This is a genomic window from Enterobacter sp. ECC_219_Taxon_10 (assembly GCF_058354905.1).
In genome coordinates, this window is record NZ_CM178005.1 from 177,365 (window position 1) to 189,714 (window position 12,350).

Annotated in this window: 10 protein-coding genes; 5 read left to right on the plus strand and 5 right to left on the minus strand. The window is 56.1% G+C overall.

Features of this window, described 5'->3' with window-relative positions:
- The first annotated feature begins 27 nt into the window (after positions 1 to 27).
- Positions 28 to 1,566, plus strand: a complete 1,539-nt coding sequence (gene aldB / locus AC4ICF_RS00750) for an aldehyde dehydrogenase AldB (RefSeq protein WP_316380428.1) — start codon at positions 28 to 30, stop codon at positions 1,564 to 1,566.
- Here aldB and AC4ICF_RS00755 read toward each other — a convergent pair.
- Entirely contained in the window at positions 1,563 to 2,528 is a 966-nt protein-coding gene (locus AC4ICF_RS00755) for a LysR family transcriptional regulator (RefSeq protein WP_316380429.1), read from the minus strand. The two genes, aldB and AC4ICF_RS00755, sit on opposite strands and share 4 nt — an antisense overlap.
- 117 nt (positions 2,529 to 2,645) lie before the next feature.
- Between AC4ICF_RS00755 and AC4ICF_RS00760 the strand changes: the two genes are divergently transcribed.
- The 3 genes from AC4ICF_RS00760 (at position 2,646) to AC4ICF_RS00770 (ending at position 4,200) form a co-directional block, all read left to right on the plus strand.
- The gene (locus AC4ICF_RS00760; protein WP_116343036.1) at positions 2,646 to 3,386 is read left to right on the plus strand and encodes a MipA/OmpV family protein; all 741 of its coding nucleotides are present in this window, start codon (positions 2,646 to 2,648) and stop codon (positions 3,384 to 3,386) included.
- A gap of 209 nt (positions 3,387 to 3,595) precedes the next feature.
- Positions 3,596 to 3,781, plus strand: a complete 186-nt coding sequence (locus AC4ICF_RS00765; protein WP_151412682.1) for a type II toxin-antitoxin system HicA family toxin — start codon at positions 3,596 to 3,598, stop codon at positions 3,779 to 3,781.
- A 14-nt stretch (positions 3,782 to 3,795) separates the two neighbouring features.
- Positions 3,796 to 4,200: a type II toxin-antitoxin system HicB family antitoxin gene (locus tag AC4ICF_RS00770; RefSeq protein ID WP_116343040.1), complete on the plus strand. Its 405-nt coding sequence runs from the start codon at positions 3,796 to 3,798 to the stop codon at positions 4,198 to 4,200.
- A 29-nt stretch (positions 4,201 to 4,229) separates the two neighbouring features.
- On the opposite strand, the gene AC4ICF_RS00775 is transcribed toward AC4ICF_RS00770, so the two are convergent.
- Together AC4ICF_RS00775 and AC4ICF_RS00780 are read right to left on the minus strand one after the other, a co-directional pair.
- Positions 4,230 to 6,179 carry a glycoside hydrolase family 127 protein gene (locus tag AC4ICF_RS00775; RefSeq protein WP_316380430.1) on the minus strand — a complete coding sequence of 650 codons (1,950 nt, stop codon included), beginning with the start codon at positions 6,177 to 6,179 and terminating at the stop codon, positions 4,230 to 4,232.
- Between the two features lie 10 nt (positions 6,180 to 6,189).
- Positions 6,190 to 7,590, minus strand: a complete 1,401-nt coding sequence (locus tag AC4ICF_RS00780; protein WP_316380431.1) for an MFS transporter — start codon at positions 7,588 to 7,590, stop codon at positions 6,190 to 6,192.
- 221 nt (positions 7,591 to 7,811) lie between these two features.
- Between AC4ICF_RS00780 and AC4ICF_RS00785 the strand changes: the two genes are divergently transcribed.
- On the plus strand, positions 7,812 to 8,630 hold the full coding sequence (locus tag AC4ICF_RS00785; protein ID WP_116343044.1) for a helix-turn-helix domain-containing protein: 819 nt from the start codon (positions 7,812 to 7,814) through the stop codon (positions 8,628 to 8,630).
- Between the two features lie 57 nt (positions 8,631 to 8,687).
- Here the strand turns inward: AC4ICF_RS00785 and avtA are convergent, their stop codons facing one another.
- Together avtA and AC4ICF_RS00795 are read right to left on the minus strand one after the other, a co-directional pair.
- Positions 8,688 to 9,944 carry a valine--pyruvate transaminase gene (gene avtA / locus AC4ICF_RS00790; protein ID WP_163330044.1) on the minus strand — a complete coding sequence of 419 codons (1,257 nt, stop codon included), beginning with the start codon at positions 9,942 to 9,944 and terminating at the stop codon, positions 8,688 to 8,690.
- Positions 9,945 to 10,189: 245 nt separating this feature from the next.
- On the minus strand, positions 10,190 to 12,220 hold the full coding sequence (locus tag AC4ICF_RS00795) for an alpha-amylase (protein WP_316380432.1): 2,031 nt from the start codon (positions 12,218 to 12,220) through the stop codon (positions 10,190 to 10,192).
- Positions 12,221 to 12,350 lie beyond the last annotated feature (130 nt).

The window sequence follows — 12,350 nt, forward strand, 5'->3', positions numbered from 1 at the left end:
TTGTATAACAACAGCAAGGAGACGGTCATGACAAATAATCCTCCCTCTTCGCGTATCCAGCCCGGCGAATATGGTTTTCCCCTCAAGCTGAAGCCCCGCTATGACAACTTTATTGGCGGCAGCTGGGTGGCCCCCGTCGACGGCGAATACTATTCCAACCTGACCCCCGTTACCGGCCAGCCGCTGTGCGAGATAGCCAGCTCCGGCAAGCGTGATATCGACCTGGCGCTGGATGCCGCGCACAAAGCGAAAGATAAATGGGGGCATACCTCCGTTCAGGACCGCGCGGCCATTTTGTTCAAAATCGCCGACCGGATGGAGCAGAACCTGGAGCTGCTGGCGACGGCAGAAACCTGGGATAACGGCAAGCCGATCCGGGAAACCATGGCGGCAGACGTGCCGCTGGCTATCGACCACTTCCGCTATTTTGCCTCCTGTATACGTGCGCAGGAGGGCGGGATCAGCGAAGTTGACAGCGATACCGTGGCGTACCACTTCCACGAGCCGCTGGGCGTCGTCGGGCAAATCATTCCGTGGAACTTCCCGCTGCTGATGGCGAGCTGGAAAATGGCCCCTGCGCTGGCCGCCGGGAACTGCATTGTGCTTAAACCGGCGCGTTTAACCCCACTCTCGGTCCTGCTGCTGATGGAAATTGTTGGCGATCTTCTGCCGCCGGGGGTCATTAACGTGGTGAACGGCGCGGGCGGTGAGATAGGAGAATATCTGGCCACCTCAAAACGGATCGCTAAAGTGGCGTTTACCGGGTCGACGGAAGTGGGCCAGCAGATTATGCAGTACGCCACGCAGAACATCATTCCGGTGACCCTGGAATTGGGCGGGAAATCCCCGAACATCTTTTTCGCAGACGTGATGGTGGAAGAGGACGCTTTCTTCGATAAGGCGCTGGAAGGGTTTGCGCTGTTTGCGTTTAACCAGGGCGAAGTCTGCACCTGCCCAAGCCGCGCGCTGGTGCAGGAATCCATCTATGAGCGCTTTATGGAGCGGGCCATTCGCCGCGTCGAGTCAATCCGCAGCGGTAACCCGCTCGATAACGTCACCCAGATGGGGGCGCAGGTCTCGCATGGCCAGCTGGAAACCATCCTTAACTACATTGATATCGGTAAGAAAGAAGGGGCGGATATTCTGACCGGCGGTCGCCGTAAGGTGCTCGGCGGGGATCTGCAGGAAGGGTATTACCTTGAGCCGACGATCCTGTTCGGGCAGAACAACATGCGCGTCTTCCAGGAGGAAATTTTCGGACCGGTTCTGGCCGTGACAACCTTCAAAACGATGGAGGAGGCGCTGGAAATTGCCAACGACACGCCGTATGGCCTGGGGGCGGGCGTCTGGAGCCGCAACGGTAATCTGGCCTATAAAATGGGCAGGGGCATTCAGGCCGGGCGCGTCTGGACCAACTGCTACCACGCCTATCCGGCGCACGCGGCATTTGGCGGTTACAAGCAGTCGGGCATCGGGCGTGAAACCCACAAGATGATGCTGGAGCATTATCAGCAAACGAAATGTCTGCTGGTCAGCTACTCCGATAAACCGCTGGGGCTGTTTTAATCGCCCAGCTCAGGCCGTCCGTGGGCGGCCTGAGCAATTTGCTGGCGCAGGCAGTTCAGAACGCCATCCAGAACGTATTGCACACGCCATGGCTGGTATTCGCGTTTGCGGAAGATGGCCGTCAGATCGAGCCACCACTCTTCCTGGTGCGGGAAGCAGGGAACCAGCGTGCCCTGCGTTAATTCTCTTTTCAGGCTCTCTTTCGGTGCGAACACAATGCCAAGATTATTTCTTGCCAGCTCCAGGGCCGTCTGCGTATTGTCGCAAATATAATTGCCGATCACCCGATAATCATGCACATCATCACTGCCATGCATGCGAAAACGCCAGATATTGGCATCATCGACGAGCATGGAGTCAATCAGGATACACGAGTGATTAATTAAATCTTCAGGTCCGGCTAAAGGGTGGTTATTTAAATATGCCTGGGTTGCGAATGCCGTGACGGAATATTTTGTTAACACACTGGCGACCAGGTTTTCATCTTTTGGCTGAGCATAGGTAATTAAAATATCGCAGTCATCCGGAAAGGAAACGCCTTCTGAAAATTCATTGCGGTTCAGATTATAGGTTTTCAGGGAGATGCGAATGTCCCCGATGTCCTTTATCTGGTGGATCACCTGGCGCGCGAGATAGGTCACGATGCCCGTTGGGGCATAAATCGTGACTTTTCCACGCTTTTCATGCTTATAATCGGCAATGAAATTAACAAGTTGAGTGTGTTTGTCCAGGGTGGCGTCGACATACGGGAGTAACGCTTCACCAAATTGTGTCAGAGCGAGCTGACGGGTCGTGCGCTCAAAAACCTTAAGCCCAACCCGCGTTTCAAAATCTGAGAGATATTTACTGACGTTGGCCTGCGCCATGCCCAGCAGGGCGGCGGCATCACCAATGCTGTGGGTGGCTGCGATGACGGAGATTATTTTTAATTCGCGTGGCTTTAGCTGTAATTTACTCATCATGGGCACCCATCTATATGATTTTATATATAATATTATATAAACCGCAGCGTTGCATTGGCAAATTTGTAACCATTATTATGCGCCCCGCTTGTTTGGCATTTTAATGGATTACACGTAATGACTATTAAATACAATTTACTCATCGCTGCCACGTTATTTGCAGCATCTTCAGCAATGGCCGGAGATTTTTCACTTGGAGCGGGGGCTGTATTTAATGAGTCTCCTTACAAAGGCTATAACGAAAATACTACTGCAGTACCGTTAATTAGCTACGAAGGCGATCGCTTTTACGTTCGTCAGACCACCGGAGGATGGATCCTGTGGAAAGACGCAAAAAATGAATTCAGCCTGACCGCGTCGTGGATGCCGCTACATTTCGATCCTGATGACAACGACGACCATCAGATGAAGCAGCTTGATGAGCGTAAAGCGTCAGCCTTCCTCGGCGGCGCGTACTACCGCCATGAAAGCTGGGGGTCGCTGAAAGTGGCGGTCTCGGGTGATGCCACGGATGAAAGCGGTGGCGTGGTGGGTGAGGTCTCTTACTTCCGTCCAATCAGGATGGAACGCCTTACCCTCACGCCCTCTGTCGGTATTTTCTATAGCGACGAGAGCTATAACGACTACTACTACGGCGTATCCGGCAGCGAGTCTCGCCGCTCAGGTCTGGATCAATACACCGCTGGTGACAGCTGGACGCCCTACGTTGGCCTGGCGGCTAAATATCAGTTAACCCAGAAGCTGTACCTCAACGCCAGCGCGGTCTACACCGTGTTGCCTGACGACGTGAAGAACAGCCCGATGATCGACCGCGACGACAGCTTCGCGCTGATGACCGGCCTGACCTGGCGTTTCTGATGCGGTAAAGCCGGGTGGCGGCGTTGCCTTGCCCGGCCTACGATCGTGCCTGCATTTTTGTCTGCAATACAATGTATTCCTATTTCATTTCTCGATGCTTCTTCCCGTTCCGTCAAAACACCGCTGCACTGATGTTCCTTGTGCGCTAATGTGATTTAACCCGATAGCGATGGTGTGTATCATGTGTATAATCATGGAAGGATTGGGATGTGAAAAGTGCGGATGTCATTACTGTTCTGATCGGCCACGGCTGGAAATGTGTCAGAACGAAAGGAAGCCATCATCAGTTTCGCCATCCCGTGCAGAAAGGACTGGTTACCGTCCCACATCCTAAAAAGGATATTAAACCGGGCACGCTCGCGCAGATATGGCGGCAGGCGGGAATTAAACACTGATATCAGGAGTAGTTATGTTTTATCCGGCTTACATTCATTCTGACACCGACGGTAGCGCCAGCGGCTTTTTCCCTGACGTTCCAGGCTGTTTTTTTGCAGGTGACTCCCTGGATGACGCATTTCAGGATGCACGTGAGGCGCTCACAGCGCACTTCGAAGCGCTGTTTGAAATGGATGAAGCATTGCCGCTGCCGGGTAACGTGGAAGCGCACCTGGAAAGCCACCCTGACAACTTCACTGGCGGGCAATGGCTGCTGGTGGATATTAATATGAAACAGTTCGACGGTAGGGCCGAGCGTATCAACATCACCATGCCTCGTCGTTTACTGATGAAGATTGATTCCTTTGTCAGCGAGCATCCGCAGTTCAGCAATCGAAGTGCGTTTCTGGCTGAGGCAGCACGTCGCGTGCTGCCATAGCGTTCAACCTCTCCCGTGGGTGAGGCTATTCAGCCTTCATCCACCCATATCCGCATTTCCCCTTCTCCCCGGTTAGCCCAGCTAAACCAGGGAATAAAGGTCAGCGTCCGGGGCTGACGCTGCACCGGCGAGCGATCGTACTGCCACAGCGCCTCTGTCTCCTTCGCGTGGCCCCCGATCCCCTCCGCCTGTATCAGCATCTTGTGCGCGAAAATGCCTTTGCCTTCAAACACCCGGAACTCGCTCTCTCGTGGCAAGGAGAGGTTATGCAGGTTGGCGCCGTTATCCGCTTCTTCCAGGCAGTAAACCAGCGGGCCGCGCTGGAGCGCGACTTTACCCGCCTGCTGGCGCACCTGGGGGTTACCGTACACGCGGCGGACCGGCATCGGTAGCGTGAGGGTCAGGGTATCGCCTTCCTGCCAGCGGCGGCTGAGATAGAGGTATCCACGGGATATCTCGCCAGTCATGGCTTCGCCATTCAGCGAAACAGCAGGTTCCGCACACCAGTCCGGTAGCCTGAGTGCCAGCGTATGGGTGACCGGAACCGGCGAGGTGATTTCGATCTTCACCTGCTCCTGCCACGGATAGTTACCGCTAATGCGCAGCTGTAGGGTGCTATCACCCACCGGAATGGCGACGTCGTTCCCCACGTACAGGTTGATCAACAGCGCATCCGGGCGAACGGTATAAATATAGTGCCCCAGCGAGGTCAGCACGCGGGCAATGTTCGGCGGGCAACAGGCGCAGCCGAACCAGCGCTGGCGCACCGGCTTCACGTGGTCATAGATATGGTTAAAGGCCAGCGTTTTCGGATGCACCTCCAGCGGGTTCACGTAAAAGAAATGCTTACCGTCCAGTGCCATCCCGCCCAGCACCGTATTGTACAGCGCGCGCTCCATCACGTCGGCGTAGTGGCCGTCTGCCTCCATCTCCAGCATCCGGCGGGCAAACATCATCAGGCCAATGGAGGCGCAGCTTTCGGCATAGACCGTATCGTTGGGCAGATCGTAATCGCTGCTGAACGCCTCGCCGCTGCTTTGCGAGCCAATCCCGCCGGTAATGTACAGCTGGCGCTGCGCCATGTTGTTCCACAGCCGCAGACAGTCCTGCCGTTTACCCTCGTCATGACTCAGGCGCGCCAGGTGCGCCATGCCCGCCATCAGGTAGACGAAACGCACCGCGTGGCCGATGGCCGTTTGCTGCTCGGCAAGCGGCTGATGCGCCTGGCTGTAGGCTTTGTCCTTGACCATCCATGCCGGACCATAGGTGTTCCAGTAAGACGTTTTGCCGCGCTTCTCGTATTCGGTATCGTAGAAGTGAGGCTGCGCGCCGCGTTCTTCGATAAAGTATTTCACCAGATTGAGATAGCGCGACTCCTGCGTGACATCGTACAGCCGCATCAGCGCCAGCTCGATTTCCGGGTGACCAGGGTAACCGTGCAGCTGTGTTTCGCCCGGGCCAAACACGCCATCGATATGGTCCGCCAGCCTGCACACCACGTCCAGCAGGCGACGTTTTCCGGTTCCCTGGAAATACGCCACGCCCGCTTCAATCATATGCCCGGCGCAGTACAGCTCGTGACATTCGGCCAGATTCGTCCAGCGTTCCTCGGGGGCTTTTACCGTAAAGTAGGTATTGAGGTAGCCATCTTCACACTGCGCCGCCGCGACCAGCGAAATCACCTCGTCGGCAGTTTTTTCCAGTTCTGCATCCGGTTTCTGGCACAGCGACCACGCCACGGCTTCGAGCCATTTCGCCACGTCGCTGTCCTGAAACACCATCCCGTAAAACTCCCCCTGTTCCAGACCGGCCGCGATGCGGAAGTTGGTGATGGCGTGGCTGGGTTCGGCCTCCGCCACGCGGTCGTTCAGCGCATCCCACTGGTAGGGGATGACCACGTCCCGGACCAGCCGTTGATACTGCCCGAGAAACGGGTCGTTGATTTTCAGCTGGTGCAGATCGGGTTCCATTATGGACATAGCGTTCTCCTCAGGACGGTACGTGACGCTGGCGCAGATCGGTGGCAATGCGCGACATCACAGGGTTGTTAAGCCTGCACCAGCGGATAGCGACCGCCAGCAGCAGGTGGAAAAGGGCAGGCAGCAGCGTCTCCATGGCGGTGATCCCCTGCAATGAGGCTGGCGTCTGGTTGCCCGCGCCTGGCTGATAGGCCACGGCGATAAACACCAGGCTGATGATCCCGGCGCTGGACGCCCATGCGAGCTTGATGAAAAACAGGTTGAAGGCGAAGTTCATGCCCGAGGAGCGCACGCCGGTTTTCCATTCACCGTAGTCGTCGGCAAAGGCCATGAGCGAGAAGTGCAGCGGCAGAGTGAAGCCCAGGATCACGCCATTGCTTAAAATGACGATCAGCCATAGCGTCTGGTGCGCCGGGTCACCCGGCAGGAACCACATACCCACCGCAAGCGCCGCGAGCACCAGGTTGGTGTGGTAGTAGAGTTTGACGGTATCAATGCGGCGCGACAGCGGGCTGACGATCACCGCGCCCAGAATGGCGGCGAAGGTCACCATCGTGAAAAACAGCGAGGTGTACGCCGTGCTGCCTTGCAGCACGTAGGTGATGAAGTACATATAACCGCCGCCGCGAATATTGAAGACGTTGATCAGCAGGAACGACATCACCAGCATCAGCAGCAGCTGATCGTTTTTACGCAGGCCCGCCAGGTGCTCGCGCAGGGTGAATTTGCCCATCAGCGCCAGCGGGACGCGTTCGCGCACCCAGAAGAAGCAGCACAGGAACATCACCACGGCGATGGCGCACAGCACGCCAACGCCCAGCTGATAACCCCGGGCAGCATTGCCCTGGCCCAGCTCCGCGACCAGCCACGGCAGGCCAACGGAGACCAAAAAGCCCGCCACGCCGCACAGCACAAAGCGCCATGACTGGCAGGCTATCACCTCGTTGTGGCGGGTGGTCATGGTGTTAATCAGCGCGCAGTAGGGCACGTTGATGGCGGTATAGCCCACGGACAGCAGCAAATAGGTGCCGAACGCCCAGGCGATTTTCACGCCCATACTGGCGTCCGGGACGGTGAAGGTCAGTACGCCAACGATGCCGATGGGGAGCGCGACCCACAGCTGCCAGGGGCGAAAGCGTCCCCAGCGGCTCTGCGTGCGGTCGGCAATGACGCCCATCACCGGATCGGAAATGGCGTCAAACACGCGAAGGGCAATAAACAGCGTGCCCACCAGCGCAGGGGTGAGGCCAAATACATCAGTATAGAAAAAGGTCAGAAAGTTCATGATCAGGCAGGTAATCACCGTGCCGCCCGCATCGCCCAGGCCGTAGCCAATTTTCTCGCGGACGGAGAGCCGGTCATCGACTTTCTGGTTTGCAACGTCTGCGTCTGTAATCGGTGTGGAAGTCATGGGTAACTCCTCGATAAACGATTTTTTATCGTATTTGTAGGTACCCTGTTTATTCTGCATTCAACGGCCAGACCAACAAGGGAAGGGAAAAGTATAAAAAGGTGACGATTCCGACCTGATGATGAAAATGTGATTCCGATCGGACAGTTGTTCGAATATTGATTAATAATCAACGTCTAAGTCGAAAATTAACGGTAATAAAAGCGGAATGGTGAATATCCATGCTCGAATTATCCATAGCGCTTCCGGTTAAGGTCCAGAACGGCGGGTTGTTTATTTCCCGCGGAGTGGGCCGCCATCCTGCGCGAAAATTAACGTCATGGGAGATTATTTTTGTCGAAAAAGGGATATTAACGATCCAGGAAGAAAATCATATTTTTGACGTTAATGCAGGAGAGAGTTTGCTGCTCTGGCCGGGCCGTCGGCACGTAGGGGTGGAAGATTTTCCGGCGGACCTGCGCTTTTACTGGCTCCATTTTGAGGTGGAGCTGCCAGATTCATCGTTACCCAACGCCGCTCCTCTGGCAATAGAACAACACTGCCGCGTAAGGGATGCGGAATATGTGATTGCGCTATTTCGGCAATTCCTCAGCGAGCAGGAGAAATTACAGCGAAGTATGGCGCTGGAGATGATTTTATTATTGATTTTACAGCAGGTGTCCCGTTCGTCAGGATATGAAGATAACGCGGATCAGGCCGGTGCGGCGATGGCCTGGAAGGCAAAACAGCTTATTCGCACGCAGTTTCATTTACCAATATCCACATCGCAGCTGGCAAAAGCGTTGCACTGTAATGCAGATTATCTCGGGCGTGTATTTCGCCGGACTTTCCATTTAACCCTGACGGAGGCGATACATCGCCAGCGCGTCAGGGCGGCGGAAAAACTGCTGCTCAACGATTCTGCATCGTTAACCGAGGTCGCAACGCGCTGCGGCTTTAATGACGTGGGGTATTTCCGGCAGATATTTTCTAAGCATACCGGGTTAACCCCCGCCGTGTGGAAACGGCGGTACTGTAAGGAGCATATTAACTCCGGCTGACCCGTGCCGGGGCCGCCAGATTACGCCCGACCCGGCGGCATAATCTGGCGTAACGCGTTACTGACCGGCTTCGTGCCAGGCTTTTTCAATTTCTTCGGCGAGAATTTTGACGCCTGCTTCAATTTTTTCCGGATCGGGCACGTAGTTCATGCGCATGCACTGGTGAGTGTGCGGCCACGGCTTATCCAGACCCGGGAAGAAGTAATCGCCCGGCACCATCAGCACGCCGCGCTTTTTCAGGCGCTGGTAGAGCAGCTCGGTGGTAATCGGCAAATCCTTAAACCACAGCCAAAGGAAAATCGCCCCTTCAGGTTTATGGATCAGGCAGCGTTCTTCCGGTAAATAGCGGCGAAGCGTCGCGATCGTCTCCTGAACGCGCTGGAAATAGAACGGCTTTATCACCTCATTTGACAGACGCAGCAGGTCGTTGCGCTTAATCATTTCGCACATCATCGCCGGGCCAATGCCGCCCGGTGAGAGGCTGATAATGCCGTTCATATTGGTAATAGCGGTGATGATTTTCTCGTTAGCGATGATGATGCCGCAGCGGCTGCCCGGCAGGCCCAGTTTGGAGAGGCTCATGCACAGGACAATGTTCGGGTTCCACAGCGGACGCGCTTCGCTGAAGATAATGCCCGGGAACGGCACGCCGTAAGCATTGTCGATCACCAGCGGAATGCCGTGCTGATTCGCCAGCGCATCCAGCTTCATCAGTTCGTCGTCTGTGATGACGTTGCCCGTTGGGTTAGTCGGGCGCGATACGCAGATCATGCCCGTCTCTTCACCAATATGCAGGTGTTCAAAATCGACGTGATATTTGAACTGGCCTTCCGGCAGCAGCTCGATGTTCGGACGCGCGGAGACGAACAGATCCTCTTCCAGGCCGGAATCGGCGTAGCCGATGTACTCCGGTGCCAGCGGGAAGAGCACTTTTTTGGTCGTGCCGTCGGCGCGACGTCCGGCGAACAGGTTAAACAAGTAGAAAAACGCGCTCTGACTGCCGTTTGTCAGTGCAATATTCTGTGGTTCGATATCCCAGCCCAGCTCTTCACGCAGCATTTTGGCAAGGAGAGTCAGCAACTCGGTTTTACCCTGCGGACCGTCGTAATTGCATAGCGCATCGGTCGCTTTACCGTTTTCCAGCATCTGTGCGAGCAGCGTCTGGAAATAGGTCGTCATCTCCGGAATTTGCGCCGGGTTTCCGCCGCCGAGCATGATGGCGCCCGGAGTGCGCAGCCCGTCGTTGAGGTCCTCCATCAGGCGAGTAATGCCTGAATGGCGGGTGAATTTGTCGCCGAAAAGTGAAAACGTCATAGCAGGTGTTCTATCGAGCTTATTTTGAAAGTGGGTAACCATAACGCTAGCACCGTGCTGGTGCAAATCGGGGGATGTGGTCGGATTTGTCGTTTTATATGGTAGGTTTGGATTTTTGTAGTGAATAGTTCTGGTGGAATTCCCCTCACCCTAACCCTCTCCCCGGAGGGGAGAGGGGGCTGCACGGAGCCGTCTTTTCCCCCTCGCCCCTTTGGGGAGAGGGACGGGGTGAGGGGTGGGGGAGATTACTGATTACCCGCCCATACCACCAACACCTTATCGCCCTTGTGCTCGCGCACGAAGCCATACCCCTCTTTCAGCGACAGCGTGGTTTGCTTGCCTTCGCCAATTGCAGGATGGCGGGCGCGGAACTGGCCCAGCGTTTGCCAGTGGGCAACGGTTAAGGCCTGCTTGCCCGTGACGTCCTGCCAGTTCATATCTGACCGGGTACCCTGTAGTGGGTCGGAGCCTGTCGGCCCGAACGGACGCTCGGATTCATCCCCGTAATAGATTTGCACGCTGCCCGGTGCCAGCAGGAGCAGCTCCGCAGCGCGCTGGCCCCCTTCGCGGAACAGACGCGTATCATGTGATGAGAGGTAGCTCAGCACGTTGAAGCTTTGCAGCTTCTCCGCCATCTGCTGCCAGGTAAGGTCCATATCGGCCAGGCAATCCACCGCTTTTGCCGCCTGCTCCTGATAATCAAAATTAATCATCGCATCAAAACCGTGGCGGTAATAATCGCTTTGCATCACCCCGTGGCCCCAGGATTCTCCGGTCATCCAGAACGGTGCGTTATCGAGCTTTTTGTCCGGGTTAGCCCCTTTCCAGGCGGCCAGCGCCTGGTTTGCCTGGTCTTTTAACTGTTGCCAGGCCTCAAGCTCGACATGCTTCGCGGTATCCACCCGGAAGCCGTCAATGCCGTAGTCGCGCACCCACTGGCTGAGCCAGTGGGTGAGATAGTCGCGTGGGGTATACCCCGGGATGGCTTTCGCGTGGGTATCGGGCTTGTGTTGATAGAAGTTGGGTTGGCCTGAAGGGGTAGTGGATTCCGTTTTCAGGTCCGGGAGGAATGCCAGCGACATGGTTAAATCGTCGAAGCCGGGGTTGTCGTAATCGCCAATGTCGGTGCGGATCCATTTCTTGCCCCACCATTTTTCCCATGCGGCTTTGTCGCTGAAGTTGATGTAATCGTTGAAGCTATGCCAGCTTTGGCCCGCGCCAGGCTTCCAGTCAGTCCAGCGGTCTCCCAGCGTCTTTTTCAACTCATCGCCCTGCAGATACAACGCGCCAAACTGGTACGCCTGCATGTCCGCAAGCGTCGCGTAGCCCGCGTGGTTCATGACGATATCGAACAGGATGCGAATGCCGCGCCTGTGCGCTTCATCAATAAGATGGCGCAGGTCATCCTCGGTGCCCATGTTGGCATCAAGCTTCGTCCAGTCCTGGGTGTAGTAGCCGTGATAGGCGTAGTGTGGGAAATCCCCTTTGGTGCCACCGCCTACCCAGCCGTGGATCTGCTCAAGCGGGGAGCTTATCCAGAGCGCATTCACCCCCAACTGCTGTAAATAGTCGAGCCTGCTGGCGAGCCCTTTGAGATCGCCACCGTGGAAGGTACCAATCTCCTGCATGCCGTCTTTGTGGCGGCCATAGCTGTTGTCGTTGCTCGGGTCGCCATTCACAAAGCGGTCGGTGAGCACAAAATAGACGGTGGCGTTCTGCCAGCTAAACGGCGCTGGCTTGTCGGTTTCGGCGCGCTCAAGCAGCAGCAGGCCACCACTGCTGGCGGCGGGCTGTAGGGTAATGTTTCCGTTCTGCACCGTCGCGGTCTGTTTGCTGTAAAAATCACGCACCACGGTGCCTTCCGGGAAGGTATGGCTGACGTCCAGCGTCAGCGGTTTACCGTCCCACTTCGGGCACTGGCGGATAACGTTTGCAACCGACTGTTCTGCGGCACTCTGAATTGTCAGCAGCAGGGTGGGCGTGCCGGAGCGGGTATCAATCCGCATCTGGTAGTCACCGTCGCGGAAAAGGCGCCACTGCGGCGGCGTGCCGTCACAGGGCTTAAGCGACAGCATCTCATTGAGTTTTATCGCCTCCGCAGGCTGCCAGCACGTCTTGTCAAAACTCAGCGTCAGAGGACGCGTACCCTTCGCAAGCTTTGTCTGGCTGGTGAAAATGCCGGTGCCTTCGGCGCGAAATGCGTTAAACCCCGGCGATGACCAGTCGGCATGTGCCAGAGCGGGTAACAGCAGAAGAGCTAATGCGGTGCGTTTCATTCCATTTTCCTGTCGCGGCATTTTTGACCAGTGTGCCATCAGGATGCGGTGAAAAACTCATCCCCCATCGCTTTCTCCCGGGAGGACGTGTGAGGATGAGTGATCCCGCGCAAAATGAGGCAGTTATCTG